This is a genomic window from Bradyrhizobium campsiandrae, from assembly GCF_014529705.1.
Taxonomy (GTDB): Bacteria; Pseudomonadota; Alphaproteobacteria; order Rhizobiales; family Xanthobacteraceae; genus Bradyrhizobium; species Bradyrhizobium campsiandrae.
The window spans coordinates 88,330-106,419 of record NZ_JAANIH010000018.1 but is presented as its reverse complement, the minus strand read 5'-3'; the positions used below and the strand labels follow the sequence as shown (position 1 = coordinate 106,419).

The window sequence follows — 18,090 nt, the reverse complement described above, 5'->3', positions numbered from 1 at the left end:
CTTACCTCTCCCAAGGGGAGAGGTCGCGCTGAAAGCGCGGGTGAGGGGCCCTGCTCTTTCATGGGACCTGACGCCCTCACCCGATTTGCTGCGCAAAACGGCCTCTCCCTCCGGGAGGGGTGAACGAGCCCGCGGAAAACGGTTCTCAACAATAACATCCCGCGTTCAATGCCCCTCGACCTCCACTTCATCCTTTTCCTTCTTCTGCGCATGGCGATTGCCGCGGCCTTCGTCGTGTCGGCTTCCGTCATTACCGAGCGGTCGGGGCCGGTGATCGGCGCGCTGGTGGCGACGCTGCCGGTTTCCGCCGGCCCTTCCTATGTCTTCCTCGCCATCGACCATGACGCGGCCTTCATCGCGCAAGGCGCGCTGTCGAGCCTTCCGGTCAACGCCGCAACGATCTTCATGGCGCTCACCTATGTCGTGCTGGCGCAGCGGCATGATCTCGCCGTGAGTTTCGGCGCCGCAGTCGCGATCTGGCTTGCGATGGCTTCGGTCATCCGCCTGTTCGACTGGACCCTGGCCGCCGGGCTCGCCGTGAACTTCATTGCGTTCGGTATCTGTATTCCGCTGCTCGCGGGCTATCGCCACGTCAAGATGCCGCTGGTGACGCGCCGCTGGTACGACATTCCGATGCGGGCCGTGCTGGTTGCGACTCTCGTCGCCATCGTCGTCTCGACATCGGGCTGGGTCGGGCCGCGCATCAGCGGCATCATCGCGCTCTATCCGGTGGTGTTCTCCAGCATGATGGTGATCCTGCATCCGCGCATCGGCGGGCCTCCCACCGCCGCCGTGCTCGCCAACTCTGACTGGGGTCTGCTCGGTTTCGGAATGGCGATTGCCGTCATGCACGTCGCGGTGGTGCAATTCGGCTCGGCACTCGGTCTATGCCTTGCGCTTGGAACCTGCATTGCGTGGAACCTGACGCTGTGGGCGATTGGTCGGCGTGCGATGCGAAAGGCGCGGCACAAGCAGTGAGACTACGGACCTGCGCGATTGGGAGTCGCGGAAAGACCAACTTGCCGTGTCAGGCCGGCAGATCCGCGGCAGTCTGCCAAGTCATTGAATGAGAAGCATCATTCAGCCAGTACGGCGTGCGGTTTTCAGGGATGCAAGCCTTCGTTGCGCTGGTGGCCGTTCCCCGTGCTGTTTCCCGCTAATTCTATTAGAACTTTCTTCGCGCTTTTCGCCTACGAATAGCCGCGCGTACCTGCGTCCGCTGTTGCCAGCGCGAACTCGTCCGAGCTGCATCCGAGTGCAGGGACTCGCGGGAATTGTCGATTTGAGTATGGCGGGGTCGCCGCGAAGGTGATGTCCCCCAAAAGCTGTCCACCTAAATTTCGAGATGGAGATTCTTCGATGTTCGGTCGCAAGTCCCAGATTGACGCCCAGTCGCGGCTCGATGCCATCGGCCGCTCGCAGGCCATGATCGAATTCAATCTGGATGGCACGATCATCACGGCCAACAAGAACTTTCTCGACGCCCTCGGCTATCGGCTCGACGAGATCCAGGGCAAGCATCACTCGATGTTCGTGCCGGCCGACCAGCGCGACAGCGCCGAGTACAAGGCGTTCTGGGCCGCTCTGAACCGTGGCGAGTATCAGGCGCGCGAGTTCAAGCGGATCGCGAAGGACGGCCACGAGGTCTGGATCGAAGCATCCTACAATCCGGTGCGCGACGGCAACGGCAAGACGGTGATGGTCGCCAAGATTGCGACCGAAATCACCGCGAAGAAGATCCGGAGCATGACGGACGCTTCGAAGATCGCCGCCATCAGCCGCGCCCAGGCCGTCATCGAGTTCAAGCTCGACGGTACCATCGTCACGGCCAACGAGAATTTCTGCAAGGCGCTCGGCTACTCGCTCGCCGAGATCCAGGGCAAGCATCACAGCATGTTCGTGGCCGAGGCCGTCCGCAACGGCCCCGCCTATCGCGAATTCTGGGCCGCGCTCAACCGTGGTGATTACCAGGCCGGCGAATTCAAGCGGATCGGCAAGGGCGGCAGGGAGGTGTGGATTCTCGCCTCCTACAATCCGCTGCTCGACGAGAGCGGCAAGCCCTATGGCGTCGTCAAGTTCGCGACCGACGTCACCGCGGAGAAGCTGAAGACCGCCGATCTCGCCGGTCAGATCGCGGCGATCGACAAGGCGCAGGCCGTGATCGAGTTCAACATGGACGGCACCATCATCACTGCGAACGACAATTTCCTCCACGCGCTCGGCTACTCGCTGGCCGAAATCAAGGGCCGGCATCACAGCATGTTCGTCGAGCCCGGCGAGCGCGACGGCGCCGCCTATCGCGAGTTCTGGGCCGCGCTCAATCGCGGCCAGTACCAGGCGGCCGAATACAAGCGGATCGGCAAGGGCGGCAAGGAAGTCTACATCCAGGCCTCCTACAATCCGATCCTCGATCTCAACGGCAAGCCGTTCAAGGTCGTGAAATATGCCACCGACACCACCAGGCAGGTGCTGGTCCGCATGGGCAACGAGCGCGTCCGCGGCATGATGGAGTCGGTCGCCGCAGGCTCCGAGGAGCTCAACGCCTCGGTGCGGGAGATCTCCGAGGCCATGACCAAGTCGCGCGAGACCGCGATGAGCGCCGTGGATCAGGTGGCCGCCGCCGATGCCCAGGCCCAGCGCCTCACCGAGGCCGCGCAGGCGATGAGCGGCATCGTCGAGATGATCAACAACATCACCGGGCAGATCAATCTGCTCGCGCTGAACGCCACCATTGAATCTGCCCGCGCCGGCGAGGCTGGCCGCGGATTTGCTGTGGTGGCATCCGAAGTGAAGAGCCTCGCCAACCAGGCCAAGCAGGCCACCGACAAGATCGGCCAGGAGATCGGCAGCCTCAACGGCATTTCCGGCGATGTCGTCAGCGCGCTCGGCTCGATCAAGCAGGCGATCCACAACGTCAGCGAATACGTCACCTCGACCGCCGCCGCCGTCGAGGAGCAGAGCACCGTCACCAACGAGATGTCGACCAGCATGCAGCGTGCCGCCGCGGAAGCGGCCGCGATCGCGGCAAGGGCGTAAGCCAAGCGCGCAGGAATCGTAGAAATCGTAGGGTGGGCAAAGCGAAGCGTGCCCACGCCTTTTTTGCGATCGAGAGAGATGGTGGGCACGGCGCGTTGCGCCTTGCCCACCCTACAGCATCTTATTGCTTCGGCAGTTTTGCCTTCAACGCGTACAGCGCATCCAGTGCCTCGCGCGGCGACATCTCGTCCGGATGCAGCGCCTTCACCGCCTCCATCAGCAGTTCGGCCTCGCTCGGCGGCGCGGCTTCCGCGGCGGCGCGGGAGGGAACGGCGAACAGCGGCAGATCGTCGGCCAGCGCACGCGCGGTCTGGCCGCGGTCCTGCGCTTCCAGCTTCGCCAGCACCGATTTGGCGCGGGTGATCACGGCCGGCGGCAGGCCGGCGAGCTTGGCGACCTGGATGCCGTAGGAGCGGTCGGCCGAGCCGGGCAGCACCTCGTGCAGGAACACGACATTGCCCTGCCATTCCTTTACCCGCACCGTGGCGTTGAACATGCGCGGCAGTTTTGCCGAGAGCGCGGTCAGTTCGTGATAGTGGGTGGCGAACAGGGTGCGGCAGCGGTTGCTTTCGTGCAGATGCTCGATCGCGGCCCAGGCGATCGAGAGGCCGTCGAAGGTCGCGGTGCCACGGCCGATCTCATCTAAGATCACGAGGGCGCGCTCGCCGGCCTGGTTCAGGATCGCCGCGGTCTCGACCATCTCCACCATGAAGGTGGAGCGGCCGCGCGCGAGATCGTCGGCGGCGCCGACGCGCGAGAACAGGCGGTCGATGATGCCGATCCGGGCGCGCGTCGCCGGCACGAAACTTCCGATTTGAGCGAGAAGAGCGATCAGCGCGTTCTGGCGCAGGAAGGTTGATTTACCCGCCATGTTCGGACCGGTGAGCAGCCAGAGCTGGCCGGACTTTTGTGCAGGTGCCGGCGACAGATCGCAGGCATTGGCGATGAACGGCTCGCCATTGCGCTTCAGGGCCTGCTCCACCACGGGATGGCGGCCGGCCTCGATCGCGAAGGCGAGCGAGCCGTCGACCTCGGGCCGAACGTAATTCTCGTCGACCGCGAGCTTTGCCAGCGACGTCGCGACGTCGAGCAGCGCAAAGCCTTGCGCCGCAGCGCGCAAATCGTCGCTGATCGCGAGGGCCTTGGCGCAGAGACGTTCGAAGATCTCGAGCTCGAGGCCGAGCGCGCGATCGCCGGCATTGGCGATCTTGGCTTCGATTTCGCCCAGCTCCGATGTCGTGAACCGGACCTGGCCCGCCAATGTCTGGCGGTGGATGAAGGTCGCATTCAGCGGCGCCGACATCAGCTTGTCGCCGTGCTGCGCCGTCACCTCGACGAAATAGCCGAGCACGTTGTTGTGCCGGATCTTGAGCGCCTTGACGCCGGTGTCGTCGGCATAGCGCGCCTGCATCGACGCCACGACCAGACGCGAGGCATCGCGCAGGTTGCGCGCTTCGTCGAGCGCGGGCTCGTAGCCCTGTCGCACGAAGCCGCCGTCGCGCTTGATCAGGGGCAGCTGCTCGTCGAGCGCGCTGGCAAATTCGGCTGCGAGCTCGCGCGAGGGACGCTTGAGCGCCGCCATGATGACCGCGATCTCCTGCGGCGGCTGGTCGAGCTCGGACAGCCGCGCCAGCACCTGGTCGGCGGCGATGATGCCATCGCGCAGGCCTGCGAGGTCGCGCGGTCCGCCGCGGCCGACCGAGAGGCGGGCGAGGGCCCGCGACATGTCGGGCGCGCCGCGCAGAATGCTGCGGATGTCCTCGCGCGTCGCGGCATCAGCGACGAAGGCGCTGACCGCGTCTAACCGTCGCGCGATCGCTGGCGCATCGGTCAAGGGCGCGGCGAGCCGCTGCGCCAGCAGGCGCGAGCCGGCCGAGGTCACCGTGCAGTCGATGGCATCGAGCAGCGAACCGCGGCGCTCGCCGGCGAGCGTCCGCGTCAGTTCGAGATTGGCGCGGGTGGCCGGATCGATTGCCATGGTGGCGCCGGAAGCCTCGCGCGTCGGCGGCGACAGCGGCGGGTGCTTGCCGACCTGGGTGCGGTCGACATAGGTGACGGCGGCGGCCGCGGCGGTGGCTTCCAGCCGCGTCAGCTGCGTGAGGCCATCCATGGTCGCGACTGCAAAATAGTCGCACAGCCGCTTCTCGGCGGTGGCGCCGTCGAAGACGTCGCGCGTCAGCGGCGTCACTGCCGGCAGCTCGCGCAAGGTCTGTCCGAGCTCGTTATCGCTATACAGTGCGTCGGTGACGATGGCTTCGTTCGGGTTGATGCGCGCCAGCGTCGCGGCGAGCTCACCTCCTGAAACTTCCGTCACCGTGAATTCGGCGGTCGAGATGTCGATCCAGGCGAGCCCGAAGCGGTCGCCGCCGGCCGACGAACGGGCCCGCGCGATCGCGAGCAGATAATTGTTGGCGCGCGCATCGAGCAGCGTGTCTTCCGTCAGTGTGCCCGGCGTGACCAGCCGCACCACGCCGCGGCGCACCACGCTCTTGTTGCCGCGCGCTTTCGCCGCCGCAGGATCCTCGGTCTGCTCGCACACCGCGACCCGGTGGCCGGCGCTGATCAGGCGGTGCAGATAATCCTCGGAGCGCTCGACCGGCACGCCGCACATCGGGATGTCGTTGCCCTGATGCTTGCCGCGCTTGGTCAAGACGATGCCGAGCGTTTTCGAGGCGATCTCGGCGTCCTCGAAGAACAGCTCGTAGAAATCGCCCATCCGGTAGAACAGCAGCAGGCCCTGATGCGCCGCCTTGATCTCCAGATACTGTTCCATCATCGGCGTGACGCGCGCGGCGGCTTCCGCCGGCGGCGCGGCTGCTTCGTCGGGGGGCGGGACTGATATCGGCTGTTGCATCGTCATGGGCGGCGCAACCTACAAAATTTCGCCCCCCGCTCCTATCGCTTTGGCCGGAGACGGGAGGTTTTCCACGTTGTCCGCACCGCGACATGCGCTGCCGGCGTGGACACCCTCGGAACACGCGTGAAACCGTCAATTGACCTGCCGCGGGCGCCCTCCTAAAACTCCGCCGACATTGAAGAATTTTCGCCGGATCGCGGCATTCAGGGAGAACAACGATGCGTGACGTCTTTATCTGCGATGCCGTGCGGACCCCGATCGGCCGTTTCGGCGGCTCGCTCGCCAAGGTGCGCGCCGACGACCTCGCCGCGGCCCCGATCAAGGCGCTGATGGCCAAGCACCCCAATCTCGACTGGGCGCAGGTGGACGAAGTGTTCTTCGGCTGCGCCAACCAGGCCGGCGAGGACAACCGCAACGTCGCGCGCATGGCGCTGCTGCTGGCGGGGCTGCCGGATTCGGTTCCCGGCCAGACCCTGAACCGGCTCTGCGCCTCCGGCCTCGACGCGGTCGGTGCGGCGGGCCGCGCCATCCGCTCCGGCGAGATCGAGCTCGCGATCGCCGGCGGCGTCGAATCCATGACCCGCGCGCCGTTCGTGATGGGCAAGGCGCAGGAAGCCTTCTCGCGCTCGGCCGAGATCTTCGACACCACCATCGGCTGGCGCTTCATCAATCCGCTCTTGAAGGCCCAGTACGGCGTCGACGCGATGCCGGAGACCGGCGAGAACGTCGCCGAGGAGTTCCAGGTCTCGCGTGCCGACCAGGATGCCTTCGCCATCCGCTCGCAGCAGCGCGCCGGCAAGGCAATCGCATCAGGCTATTTCGCCGAGGAGATCACCCCGATCACCATTCCCGGCGGCAAGGCCGGGCCCATCACGGTCGACAAGGACGAGCATCCGCGTCCCGAAACCACGCTGGAGGGCCTCGCCAAACTGAAGCCGATCGTGCGCAATCCGGGCACCGTCACGGCCGGCAACGCCTCCGGCGTCAATGACGGCGCCGCCGCGATGATCCTCGCGTCCGAAGCTGCCGTAAGGAAGCACGGCCTGACGCCCCGCGCGCGCATCCTCGGCCTCGCTTCGGCCGGCGTGCCGCCGCGCATCATGGGCATCGGCCCCGTGCCCGCAACCCGCAAGCTGATGGAGCGCCTGGGCAAGAAGATCGGCGATTTCGATCTGATCGAGCTCAACGAAGCCTTCGCCTCGCAGGGCATCGCATGCATGCGCCAGCTCGGCGTCGCCGACGATGCCGATTACGTCAATCCGCATGGCGGCGCCATCGCGCTCGGCCATCCCCTCGGCATGAGCGGCGCGCGCCTCGCGCTCACCGCCGTGCACGGCATGGAGAAGCGCGGCGGCAAGCTCGCCCTCGCCACCATGTGCGTCGGCGTCGGCCAGGGCGTTGCCGTGGCGATCGAGAAGGTGAACTAAGTTTCTCTCAATCCACGCGTTCGTCATGCCCGGGCTTGTCCCGGGCATCCACGTTCTTGGCTCCACGAGAAGAAAGTTCGTGGATGGCCGGGACAAGCCCGGCCATGACGCCAGGTGAGAGGGTAGCGCCATGATCATCAAGCGCGAGCAGGACGTCACGGCCGCCGCCCTCTCGGTGATGGAGCGGACGTCCGATCCGCGGATGCGGCAGATCATGGTCTCGCTGGTCAAGCATCTGCACGGCTTCGTCCGCGACGTCAGGCTGACCGAGAAGGAATTCCGCGACGCGACCGCCATCATTGCCGAGCTCGGCAAGCTGACCACCGACACGCACAACGAAGTCGTGCTGATGGCGGGCTCGCTCGGCGTTTCGTCGCTGGTCTGCCTGCTCAACAATGGCGATCAGGGCAATACGGAGACCGATCAATCCTTGCTCGGGCCGTTCTGGCGGTTGAATTCGCCCCGGGTCGAGAATGGCGGATCGATCGTGCGCTCGGAGACTCCGGGCACGCCTCTGTTCGTCAGCGGTCGCGTCGTCGACAAGGACGGCCAGCCCGTCGTCGGCGCGGAGGTCGATGTCTGGCACGCCTCGCCGGTTGGTCTCTACGAGAACCAGGACCCCGAGCAGGCCGACATGAACCTGCGCGGCAAGTTCACGACGGATTCCGATGGGCGCTTCGCCTTTCGCTCGGTGATGATGACGGGCTATCCCATTCCGACCGATGGCGTGGTCGGCCGCCTCCTGAAGGCGCAGAGCCGGCACCCCTATCGTCCCGCGCATCTGCACGCACTGATCTTCAAGCCCGGCTTCAAGGTGTTGATCTCGCAAGTCTACGATCCCAACGATCCCCATATCGACAGCGACGTGCAGTTCGGCGTGACACAGGCGCTGATCGGCAAGTTCGTGCGCCACGAGGCGCCGCATCCGACCGCGCGTGACGTCTCGACCCCCTGGTATTCGCTCGACCACACCTACCGGCTCGAAGCCGGGGAGGCCGTGCTGCCGCGTGCGCCGATCAAGTAGGGCTGCCGGTCCGTTCCCGGGGCGAAACGGCGCTAAACCCGCTTCCCCAATTTAGTTATATCCTATAATGATTGGCGCAAATGGTGTCCGGCTGCCCGAAAATGGCCGGGGAGGAGTTCGCCGATGACCTTCATCTATCCGACTGGCAGCAACAAGGCGCATCCGCTGCCGCTGTCGCCCGCGTACAAGAGCTCGATCAAGCGCGCGCCGAACCAGCCCCTGATCCCGATGCGCCATACGCTGTCGGAATTGACCGGCCCGGTCTACGGCCACGAGACCGTGCGCGAGGGCGACAACGATCTCACCACCCAGCACAAGGGCGAGCCGCTCGGCGAGCGCATCATCGTCCATGGCCACGTCCGCGACGAGGACGGCCGCGGCGTCGCCAACACGCTGGTCGAGATCTGGCAGGCCAATGCCTGCGGCCGCTACGTCCATGTCCGCGACCAGCATCCGGCGCCGCTCGATCCCAATTTCACCGGCGCGGGCCGCACGTTAAGCGATGCATCAGGTTATTACCGCTTCGTCAGCATCAAGCCGGGCGCCTACCCCTGGGGCAATCACCACAATGCCTGGCGCCCTGCCCACATCCATCTGTCGGTGTTCGGCCATTCCTTCGTCTCGCGCCTGGTGACGCAGATGTATTTTCCGGGCGACCCGCTGTTCCCGTTCGATCCGATCTTCAACTCGGTGCCGGACGAGAAGGCACGGATGCGCATGGTCTCCTCGTTCGACCTGGAGAACACCAAGCCCGAATGGGCGCTGTGCTATCGCTTCGACATCGTGCTGCGCGGCAAGAACGCGACCCCCATGGAGAACCACTAACGTGCAGGATTCTGTGAAGCCCGATGGGATCACGCCGTCGCAGACGGTCGGCCCGTTCTTCAAATACGGCCTGACGCCGACGGGCGACTACGCCTGGAACGACGCCTTCACCAACTCGACGCTGACGCCCGACGTTTCGGGCGACCGCGTCCGTATCGAGGGCCGGGTGCTCGACGGCGACGGGGCCGTCGTGCCCGACGCCATGCTGGAGATCTGGCAGGCGGATGCGCAGGGGCGCTACGCCGATCCGCAGGACAAGCGCGCGCTGCCGAATGCGAGCTTCCGCGGCTTCGCCCGCTGCGGCACCGACAAGGACGGCAATTATTCCTTCGACACCATCAAGCCGGGCGTGGTGCCCGATCCCGATGGCAAGCCGCAGGCGCCGCATCTCGTTCTGGCGGTGTTCGCGCGCGGCATGCTGCGGCATCTCTACACCCGCATCTATTTCAGCGACGAGGCCGGCAACGGCGCCGATCCCGTGCTGAGCCTGGTGCCGGCCGACCGCCGCGCCACGCTGACCGCGGTGCGTGAGGCCGGCAAGGCCGTCTACAAGCTCGACCTGCGCCTGCAGGGCGACAACGAGACCGTGTTCTTCGACGTGTGAAGCAACGGCTCGATTGTTTCTTCCGCTGCCAATGCCCGGGCTTGTCCCGGGCATATGTTTTGATGCTATCAAGCATGAAGCATGCGGAATTATTCTTCCTCCTCCGGTCTCTTACGGAGGTCGTTGCTGCCGGATTTCGACAGCTCCATTCAGTGTCCGTTGACTTAATGGCACTAGCAATGGGGAGCGTACGTATTGCGGGCTTCCTCCATGAAAATGCGTCTGTCGATTTCCTCGGCCATCATCGCGTTCGGTCTTCTGCTCGTGATCGGCTTCTCGGCGGTGCTGGCGACCAGCGTCTATGCGCTGCGCGAGCTGAAGGTCGGAGGCCCGCTGTATTCCGACATCAAGCTCGGCAATGATCTCGTCGCCGATATCCTGCCGCCTCCGGCCTATGTGCTGGAGGCCTATCTGGAAGCCACTTTGGCCATGCGGCAGCCGGATCAGCTTGCCGCGCACGGCGAGCGCCTGGTGCAGCTGCGGAAAGACTATGAAGATCGCAAGGCATTCTGGAGTGCATCGAGCCTGCCGGCAGATCTGAAGACGGCGCTGGTTTCCAAATCGGATGTCGAGGTCCAAAAGTTCTGGAATTTTGTATTCGATCAGCTCATGCCGGCCCTCACAAGCAAAGATGCGGCGTCGGCTGAGCGTGCCTATGCGCAGTTGAAGGATGTCTACACGGCTCATCGCGCCATCATCGACAGTATCGTCGAAGGGGCTAACAAGCAGAACGCCGACATGGAGAAGCTTGCGTCGGTCCGCGACGCCTCCATCTCCTACGTCGTGTGGGGTGTGTCGGCCGTCGTGCTGACGCTGATCATCGGCGGTATTGCCTTCGTTTCATTCGGGGTCGTTCGTCCGATCGTCCGGATGACTGATGCGATGCAAAAACTTGCGACTGGAGACCTGTCTGCGGAAGTGCCCTATGCCAGCCGCCGCGACGAGGTGGGCTCGATGGCCGGTGCGCTCGCCGTGTTCAAGCAGAGCGCGCTCGAGAATCTGAAGCTGCGCGACGAGCAGATTCGCAACGAAGAGCAGGCCACCATCGCAAAGCGCAATGCCCTGATGAACATGGCTGCCACCGTCGAGCGGGAAACCGGCGCATCGGTCGAGACCGCCACCGACGCGACCCAGGGCGTTGAGCGTGCCGCCACCGATCTGTCGGATATCGCGCGAAATCTGTCGGTGGAATCACAAGGCGTTGCCGCGGCTTCCGAGCAGGCCCTTGCCAGCGCGGATACGGTCTCGGCCGCCGCAGAGCAGCTGACGGCATCCATACGCGAGATTTCGGGGCAATTGGCCCGCGCAAGCCAGGTCACCGCATCGGCCGTGGCCGGGCGCGAGCAGGCGCGGACGACCATCCAGGCGCTGTCAGGGTCGGTCAAGAAGATTGCCGAAGTCTCCGATCTGATCGGAGGGATCGCCGGCCAGACCAACTTGCTTGCCTTGAACGCAACGATCGAGGCCGCCCGTGCGGGCGAGGCCGGTCGTGGCTTCGCGGTGGTGGCGGCTGAAGTCAAATCCTTGTCCAACCAGACTGCGAAATCGACCGAAGAAATCGCGCGGCTGATTGCGGAGATTCAAGCCTCGACGCAAGCCGCTGTGGATGCGGTTGAGGAGATGGGTGGTCAGATCACCGAAATCGACGGCGTTGCGACGTCGGTGGCCGCGGCGATGGAGCAGCAGGACGCCGCAACGCGGGAGATCGCGCGGTCGATCCAGGAATCGGCATCCGCGGCCAAGCAGGTATCCGCCAAGATCGCCCGCGTCAGCCAGGACGCCGATTCCGTCAATGCCCGCGCGGCCGATATGAGAGACGCGATTGCCGGCGTGTCTTCGAACCTGTCGTCGCTGCAATCGCTGTTGGTTCGCACGGTACGCAGTTCAGCGGCGGAGGTCGATCGCCGCCTCAGCAAACGCTATCCCACGGACCTGGAAGCGACGGTGACCGACAGCCGGCAGGCTGCGCACGCGGCCACGCTGGTTGATCTTTCGGAAGGCGGTGCCTGGATCCGCTGCGCGCCCCAGCTCGACGTCAACGCGACTGGCGTACTCCACATCAAGGGGTTCGCACCGCAACTTCCCTTCACCGTGCGGACCCATGATGGCGAAGCCGCCCATGTCGCCTTTGTCCTCGGCGATGCGCAAAGGGCCGAGCTCGCGCGCTACATCGCCCGGAATTTCGAAACCGAAGCGGCGGCGGCCTAGGGACCGCCCCTTCGGTGCATCTGCCGCTGGTGTCCGCGGTTGCGATCGTGCAGTATTGCGCGGCACGGGGGGCATCGTGGTCATGACAATTCCGCAACTTCCTGTGGTCGCCGAGCCTGGCTACCTCACGGCCGCGCTGCGCAAGGCCGGCGCGCTGGACGCAGGCGCGGTGCGCGAGGTGAAGGTGCTGCACCAGCGCGACACGATCGTCTCGCAGATCATCCGTCTCGGCTTGCGCTATGTCGGGGTGTCCTCCGGTTCACCGCAGACGCTGATCCTGAAGATGGCGCATGCTGCCTTTGCCGGGACGCCGGCGGATCGCGGTGAGCACGAAGTCGCCTTTTACACGCAGCTCGCGCCGAACATGCCGCCGGGACTCGTAGCCCGCTGCTTCGACGGACAGTTCGACGCGGAGAGCGGCAGATGGCATCTCCTGCTCGAAGACCTCACCGACAGCCATGAACTCGCGACAGTGCCGACGCTGCCGCCGTCGCGAGATCAGTCGATGGCCATCGTCACGACGTTGGCGGGCCTGCATGCGGTATGGTGGAATCACCCCGATCTCGGCGTGACCGTCGGCACCTGGGCGAGCGCCGAGGATAGCGCAGCGCGCATGGAGACCTTCGCCGGTCATTACGATCGCTTCGCCGACGCGCTCGGCGATCGCCTCAGCGAGGAGCGACGGATCCTGTATCGTCGTCTCATCGAACAATCGGCCAGGCTGTCGCAGCGCTATCTTTCGCGGCGCCACCTCAGCATCGTCCATGGCGACGCGCACACCTGGAATTTCCTGCTGCCGCGCGCCGATGTCGCCGACACCGTGCGCATGTTCGATTTCGACCTGTGGGGGATCAATGTGCCCACCCACGATCTGGCCTACATGATGGCGATCCAATGGTATCCGGAGCGCCGGCAGGCGCTCGAGCGCGCGCTGCTCAATCGCTATTACGAGACGCTGCTCGCACACGGCGTGACAGGCTACACCCGCGGCGCGCTCGACCAGGATTATCGCTGGTCGGTGCTCTGGCACATCACCAAGCCGGTCTGGCAATGGGCGATCGACCTCCCGCCGGGCATCTGGTGGAACAATCTGGAGCGGGTGATGATGGCGGTCGAGGATCTGGGCTGCGAGGAGTTGCTGTAGCTACACGGTGGGGATGAGGTGCGCCGGCCTCTCGACATTTTCAGTGTCGTCCCGGCCTTCGCCGGGACGACGGTGGAGTTTGTGGTAAGCAGTAGTGGCTACTCCATCACCGCATGCTCCGGCCCCGCGGCCTGCTTGCGCAGCGAGGCCTTGGTCGAGCCGATCATCAGCGCCAGCGGGATGGTGCAGAGAATGAAGAACATCACCAGCTGATAATCGTGCGCGAAAGCGATGATCTGCGCCTGCACGCTGACCATGCGGTCGGCCATGGCGCGGCCGGCGTCGGTGGAGAGGTCGAGCAGGCCGCGGACGTCGGGCATCTGCAGTGCGTGGTTGAACGGGTTGATGTGCTCGGAGAGGATTGCATAGGTCTTGCGCGTGCCCTGCGTCAGCTGGGCGATCACGATGGAGATGCCGACCGAGCTCGCGACGTTGCGGAGCAGCGTCAGCATCGAGGTGCCGTCGGTGCGCAAATGGTTCGGCAGCGTCAGGAACGACACCGTCGAGAGCGGCACGAAGACGAGGCCGAAACCAAAGCCCTGGATCACGCTGACGATGACGATCTCCGGCACCTGGGTCTGGTCGGTCCAGCCGGTCATCTGGAACAGCGAGGCCGCGGTCAGCGTCAGGCCTGCGATGATCAGCGTGCGCGCCTCGATATACTTCATGATGCGGCCGACCATCATCATGGCGAAGAAGGTGCCGAAGCCGCGGCTGGCGAGCAGGCCGCCGGCGGTCATGATGGGATAGCCGATGACATTTTGCAGGTACGGCGAGGCCAGCGCCATGGTCGAATACAGCACGAGGCCCATCACCGTCATGAAGATGCAGCCGGTGAGGAAGTTGCGATCCCGGAACAGCGCGAACTGGATGAAGGGTTTTGACGTCGTGAAGGAATGGGCGAAGAAGTAATAGAACGCGACGCCCGAAATGACGAACTCGGTCACGATCTCGACCGACTCGAACCAGTCGAGCTGCTCGCCGCGGTCCAGTGCAAGCTGGAGCGCGCCGATCGCGATCGCCAGCGCGCCGAAGCCGAACCAATCGAATTTGAGGCTGAGGTCCTTCCTGGTCTCGTCCATGAACACCATCAGCCCGAAAACGGTAATCGCACCGAACGGCAGATTGACGAAGAACACCCAGTGCCAGGAATAGGTCTCGGTCAGCCAGGCGCCGAGCGACGGACCCATGATCGGCCCCATCATCACGCCCATGCCCCAGATCGACATCGCCTTGGCGCGTTCCTGCAGCGTGTAGTAGTCGAGCATGACCGACTGCGACAGCGGCACCAGCGCGGCGCCGAACACGCCCTGCAGCAGGCGGAACAGCACCATCTGGTTGATGTCCTGCGCGAGCCCGCACAGCACGGAGGCGAAGGTGAAACCGGCGGCGCAGATGATGAAGATGCGTTTGCGGCCGTAGCGGTTGGAGATCCAGCCGACCGGCGCGGTCATGATCGCGGCGGCGACGATGTAGGAGGTCAGCACCCAGTTGATCTGGTCCTGCGAGGCCGACAGCGTGCCCTGCATGTAGGGCAGGGCGACATTGGCGATCGTGGTGTCCAGCGCCTGCATGATGGTCGCCGTCATGGCGCAGATCGTCACCATGTTCCGGCGCAGGCCGGGGACCATCAGGGCAGGATTGGACTCTGCCATCGGTTCAGTCCTTGTCCTGATCTTTGTCGTGGCCGGCCGTTGCCGACAGACCAAACAGGCCGGCGAGCGAGCGCTGATGGCCGGTATCGATGGTGGCATAGACGCTCATGCCGGCCTTCAGCTTCTTCACGTATTTGTCGCTCTCGTCGAAATAGATCCTGATCGGCACGCGCTGCACCACCTTGACGAAGTTGCCGGTGGCGTTCTGCGGCGGCAGGATGGCGAATTGCGCACCGGTGCCGGGCGAGAGCGAGCCGATCTTGCCCTTGAAGACGTGGTTGGGGAACGCGTCGACCTCGAGCGTGACGGGCTGTCCTTCGGTGACGTAGGTGAGGTCGCTTTCCTTCGGATTGGCATCGACCCAGGGATGGGCGACGTCGATGATGGTGAACACCGCCGCTCCGGCGGCGACATAGCGGCCGAGCTGGATCTGCTCGACCTGCGTTGCAACGCCGCCCATCGAGGCGCGCACCACCGTGTGGTCGAGGTTGCGTTCGGCGTTCTCGAGCTTGGCCTTGGCCTGGACGTAAGGCGGGAATTTCTCCAGCGGCAGGTCGGGATCGCCGAGCAGCTGGGTCTTGGCGGTCGAGATCTGCTGCCTCATATATTGCGCGATCGAGCCTGACGTCACCAGCGCGTTCGAGGCGTTGTCGAGGTCGAGCTGCGAGCCAAAGCTGTTCTTGACGAGCGCCTGCTTGCGCTCGACGTCGCGCTGCTTCAGGTCCACGCCCTTTTGGGCGAGATCCAGCATGTCGCCGTAGATCTTGATGTTGGCGCGCAGATTGTCGTAGGTCGTCTGCGCCTGCGTCAGCTGCGCCTTGGCCTCGTCCACCGCGAGGCGGTACGGCACGGGGTCGATCTCGAACAGCACGTCGCCTTGGCCGACGAGCTGCCCCTCCCTCACCACGACCTTGTCGATCTTGCCGGAGATATCGGGCGTCACCAGCACCTTCTGCGCGCCGACATAGGCATCGTCGGTGCCGACATAGCGGCCGCCATTGAGGTAGAAGGTGAGGCCGGCGATGACGGCGACGACCGGCAGCACCACCATCAGCAGGAAGCGGCGATAGCGGCGCAGGCCGGCAGTGATGCGGCGGCGCGGGTCGGTGCCGGCTTTCTTGGTTGGCTTGCCGCTGTCGAGCTTCTGCTCGGGCTGGAACTTGAGAACCTGATCAGCCATAGCGCTGCTCCTTGCGTGCTTGCTCCGCGCCTGATGTCTGGATCGCGCTGCGCACGTTTTCCTTGATTGTTTCCAGTTGGGTGAGGAGACGGTGGGCGTCCGCGGGGGTGATGCCGTCGAGCGCATTGGCGGTCAGCTCGGATTTGAGGCCGCTCATCTTGCCGAGCAATTGCCGCCCGGACTTCTTCAGATAGAGGCGCTTGACGCGGCGGTCGGAAGCGTCGCTGCGGCGCTCGATCCAATCGTTGTCGCAGAGCTTGTCGATCAGCCGGGTCAGCGTAATCGGCTGCATCTCCAGCAACTCGGCGAGTTCCGACTGCTTCATGCCCTCGCTGCGCTCGACCTTGGCGAGCACGGCCCATTGTGCGCGGGTGATGCCGAAGCGCGAGGCCTCCTTGTCGGCATAGACGCGCAAGAGCCGGTAAAGCTCGCCGAGCGTGAACAGGAAATTCTGGTCGACAGACGACCCGCGGGTCATGAGCTTGGTCTCCAATAAGCTTTGGATATAATAAGCAAGCTTATGATCACTTCATGGCGGGTTAACGCGGTGCTGTCCCGGCGCAAAAGCATGGCTGACCGCCGCGGGCCCGGTCCTGCTTTGGGTTCCCCGGCCGAAATGCTAGAAGGCAGGCCGAATGACCCTCGCAAAGCCGGCCTTTCCGACGCCTGACCACGATCACGGCCGCTGCACCGCGGACGCGCTGGCGCATGCGGAGGCCGTTTGCGAGCAGCGGACGCAGAAATTCACGCCGATCCGCCGCCAGGTGCTGGGTGCGCTGCTCTCCAGTCATCGCCCCCTCGGCGCCTATGAGGTGATCGACGAGCTGGCGAAAGCGATGCCGCGGCCGGCGCCGATCACGGTGTACCGTGCGCTCGACTTCCTGATGGCGAACGGCCTTGTGCACCGCATCGAAAGCCGCAATGCCTATCTTGCCTGCGCCGCCCATGACCACGATTCGACCTCGGCGGTGGCGTTCCTGATCTGCGAGCGCTGCGGTCTCGTCGGCGAGATCCCGTCGGCGTCCTTCGCCAGGGAACTCAACGCCGCGGCGCGCAGCTCAGGCTTCGCACCGAAGCTGTCCGTGGTGGAGATCACGGGCCTCTGCACCCATTGTCAGAAGAATTCTTGAAGCAACAACGGCACAAAGCCGGATTCCGGGAAGACATGTCCTCGCCTCAAGCCAACCCATCCGCTGGTCGTCCTCTCAGTGCCGGCGCGATTGCCCTCATGCTCATGCTGTGCCTGACCTGGGCCTTCAACCAGATCGCGATCAAGCTGGTGCTGCCGGATGTCCCGCCGATGCTGCAGGCGATGATCCGCTCGATGGGTGCGCTGCCAGTGTTGTTCATCATCGGCTCCTTGCGCGGCGTCAAGTTCTTCACGCGCGACGGCACGTGGAAGCCCGGCCTGATCGCCGGGCTGATGTTCGGCATCGAATTCGTGCTGATTTTCCAGGGTCTGCGTCTCACCTCGGCCTCTCGCGCGGTGGTGTTCCTCTACACAGCGCCGTTCTTCGTCGCGCTCGGTTCCTATCAGATGCTCGGCGAGCGACTGGGCGGGTCGCAATGGCTGGGATTGGCGATCAGCTTTGCCGGCGTCGCGCTCGCGATCGGCGTACCGCAGCCCAATGTCGATTCGCACGTCCTGCTCGGTGACCTCATGATCGTCGGCGGGGCGGCGCTGTGGGCCGCGACCACGCTGGTCGCCAAGGGCACGCGGCTGCGCTTCGCCGCGCCGGAGAAGGCGCTCGGCTACCAGGTCGCGACGTCGATCCCGATCCTCGGCGCGGCCGCTCTCCTGTCCGGCGAAACCATCACCCACACCCCATCGCCGCTGTCGCTCAGTCTGATGGCCTTCCAGGCGATCTGGGTGGTGGGAACCACGTTCACGCTTTGGTTCGCGCTGGTGAAGACCTATTCGGCCAGCAAATTGTCGGCTTTTACCTTCATCACCCCTTTGTTTGGCGTGGTGGGTAGCTATTTCATCATGCACGATCACCTGAGCCTGGCCTTCGGGGCGGCAGCCGTCCTTGTAATTGCTGGGCTTTTTCTGGTTAACCGTCCCAGCCAATCCGCTGCGGCGCCAGCTGATGCATTGCTGAACGTCACCAAAACCTGATATTTGGACCC

General features: G+C 64.6%; 14 protein-coding genes. 10 read left to right on the top strand and 4 right to left on the bottom strand.

Annotation, left to right across the window (positions count from 1 at the left end; genetic code table 11):
* Window positions 1-168 precede the first annotated feature (168 nt).
* Both G8O24_RS15800 and G8O24_RS15795 read left to right on the top strand, forming a co-directional pair.
* Window positions 169-978 carry a hypothetical protein gene (locus G8O24_RS15800; RefSeq protein WP_188100740.1) on the top strand — a complete coding sequence of 270 codons (810 nt, stop codon included), beginning with the start codon at window positions 169-171 and terminating at the stop codon, window positions 976-978.
* Window positions 979-1,359: 381 nt separating this feature from the next.
* The gene (locus G8O24_RS15795; RefSeq protein WP_188100737.1) at window positions 1,360-3,036 is read left to right on the top strand and encodes a methyl-accepting chemotaxis protein; all 1,677 of its coding nucleotides are present in this window, start codon (window positions 1,360-1,362) and stop codon (window positions 3,034-3,036) included.
* Between the two features lie 121 nt (window positions 3,037-3,157).
* Here the strand turns inward: G8O24_RS15795 and mutS are convergent, their stop codons facing one another.
* Window positions 3,158-5,896 (bottom strand): DNA mismatch repair protein MutS, encoded by a 2,739-nt coding sequence (gene mutS / locus G8O24_RS15790; RefSeq protein WP_188100735.1) that lies wholly within the window; start codon window positions 5,894-5,896, stop codon window positions 3,158-3,160.
* Between the two features lie 215 nt (window positions 5,897-6,111).
* Here mutS and pcaF point away from each other — a divergent pair, with 215 nt between their 5' ends.
* From pcaF to G8O24_RS15760, 6 genes are all read left to right on the top strand, one after another.
* The gene (gene pcaF, locus G8O24_RS15785) at window positions 6,112-7,320 is read left to right on the top strand and encodes a 3-oxoadipyl-CoA thiolase (RefSeq protein ID WP_188100734.1); all 1,209 of its coding nucleotides are present in this window, start codon (window positions 6,112-6,114) and stop codon (window positions 7,318-7,320) included.
* A 130-nt stretch (window positions 7,321-7,450) separates the two neighbouring features.
* Entirely contained in the window at window positions 7,451-8,344 is an 894-nt protein-coding gene (locus tag G8O24_RS15780) for a dioxygenase family protein (protein WP_188100732.1), read from the top strand.
* 123 nt (window positions 8,345-8,467) lie between these two features.
* Complete coding sequence (gene pcaH / locus G8O24_RS15775; protein WP_188100730.1) at window positions 8,468-9,169, top strand: protocatechuate 3,4-dioxygenase subunit beta; 702 nt, start codon at window positions 8,468-8,470, stop codon at window positions 9,167-9,169.
* A gap of 1 nt (window position 9,170) precedes the next feature.
* Window positions 9,171-9,773, top strand: coding sequence for a protocatechuate 3,4-dioxygenase subunit alpha (gene pcaG, locus G8O24_RS15770; protein WP_188100728.1), 603 nt, complete (start codon window positions 9,171-9,173; stop codon window positions 9,771-9,773).
* Between the two features lie 210 nt (window positions 9,774-9,983).
* On the top strand, window positions 9,984-11,981 hold the full coding sequence (locus tag G8O24_RS15765) for a methyl-accepting chemotaxis protein (protein WP_188100726.1): 1,998 nt from the start codon (window positions 9,984-9,986) through the stop codon (window positions 11,979-11,981).
* A gap of 82 nt (window positions 11,982-12,063) precedes the next feature.
* On the top strand, window positions 12,064-13,125 hold the full coding sequence (locus tag G8O24_RS15760) for a phosphotransferase family protein (protein ID WP_188100724.1): 1,062 nt from the start codon (window positions 12,064-12,066) through the stop codon (window positions 13,123-13,125).
* 98 nt (window positions 13,126-13,223) lie between these two features.
* Here G8O24_RS15760 and G8O24_RS15755 read toward each other — a convergent pair whose 3' ends face one another.
* The 3 genes from G8O24_RS15755 to G8O24_RS15745 are packed head-to-tail and all read right to left on the bottom strand — an operon-like array spanning window position 13,224 to window position 16,438.
* Entirely contained in the window at window positions 13,224-14,780 is a 1,557-nt protein-coding gene (locus tag G8O24_RS15755) for an MDR family MFS transporter (RefSeq protein ID WP_188100722.1), read from the bottom strand.
* A gap of 4 nt (window positions 14,781-14,784) precedes the next feature.
* Entirely contained in the window at window positions 14,785-15,960 is a 1,176-nt protein-coding gene (locus G8O24_RS15750) for an HlyD family secretion protein (RefSeq protein ID WP_188100721.1), read from the bottom strand.
* Window positions 15,953-16,438, bottom strand: a complete 486-nt coding sequence (locus G8O24_RS15745) for a MarR family winged helix-turn-helix transcriptional regulator (protein ID WP_188100719.1) — start codon at window positions 16,436-16,438, stop codon at window positions 15,953-15,955. The genes G8O24_RS15750 and G8O24_RS15745 overlap by 8 nt, the downstream gene beginning before the upstream one ends.
* A gap of 157 nt (window positions 16,439-16,595) precedes the next feature.
* Between G8O24_RS15745 and G8O24_RS15740 the strand changes: the two genes are divergently transcribed.
* Window positions 16,596-17,090 (top strand): Fur family transcriptional regulator, encoded by a 495-nt coding sequence (locus tag G8O24_RS15740; RefSeq protein WP_188100717.1) that lies wholly within the window; start codon window positions 16,596-16,598, stop codon window positions 17,088-17,090.
* Window positions 17,091-17,125: 35 nt separating this feature from the next.
* Window positions 17,126-18,079: a DMT family transporter gene (locus G8O24_RS15735; protein WP_188100798.1), complete on the top strand. Its 954-nt coding sequence runs from the start codon at window positions 17,126-17,128 to the stop codon at window positions 18,077-18,079.
* Window positions 18,080-18,090: the final 11 nt, after the last annotated feature.

Bases quoted from the DNA above. Each gene is read 5' to 3' on its own strand.
- G8O24_RS15800 (WP_188100740.1), top strand. From the start codon at position 169: ATGCCCCTCGACCTCCACTTCATCCTTTTCCTTCTTCTGCGCATGGCG.
- G8O24_RS15795 (WP_188100737.1), top strand. From the start codon at position 1,360: ATGTTCGGTCGCAAGTCCCAGATTGACGCCCAGTCGCGGCTCGATGCC.
- mutS (WP_188100735.1), bottom strand. From the start codon at position 5,896: ATGACGATGCAACAGCCGATATCAGTCCCGCCCCCCGACGAAGCAGCC.
- pcaF (WP_188100734.1), top strand. From the start codon at position 6,112: ATGCGTGACGTCTTTATCTGCGATGCCGTGCGGACCCCGATCGGCCGT.
- G8O24_RS15780 (WP_188100732.1), top strand. From the start codon at position 7,451: ATGATCATCAAGCGCGAGCAGGACGTCACGGCCGCCGCCCTCTCGGTG.
- pcaH (WP_188100730.1), top strand. From the start codon at position 8,468: ATGACCTTCATCTATCCGACTGGCAGCAACAAGGCGCATCCGCTGCCG.
- G8O24_RS15765 (WP_188100726.1), top strand. From the start codon at position 9,984: ATGAAAATGCGTCTGTCGATTTCCTCGGCCATCATCGCGTTCGGTCTT.
- G8O24_RS15760 (WP_188100724.1), top strand. From the start codon at position 12,064: ATGACAATTCCGCAACTTCCTGTGGTCGCCGAGCCTGGCTACCTCACG.
- G8O24_RS15755 (WP_188100722.1), bottom strand. From the start codon at position 14,780: ATGGCAGAGTCCAATCCTGCCCTGATGGTCCCCGGCCTGCGCCGGAAC.
- G8O24_RS15750 (WP_188100721.1), bottom strand. From the start codon at position 15,960: ATGGCTGATCAGGTTCTCAAGTTCCAGCCCGAGCAGAAGCTCGACAGC.
- G8O24_RS15745 (WP_188100719.1), bottom strand. From the start codon at position 16,438: ATGACCCGCGGGTCGTCTGTCGACCAGAATTTCCTGTTCACGCTCGGC.
- G8O24_RS15740 (WP_188100717.1), top strand. From the start codon at position 16,596: ATGACCCTCGCAAAGCCGGCCTTTCCGACGCCTGACCACGATCACGGC.
- G8O24_RS15735 (WP_188100798.1), top strand. From the start codon at position 17,126: ATGTCCTCGCCTCAAGCCAACCCATCCGCTGGTCGTCCTCTCAGTGCC.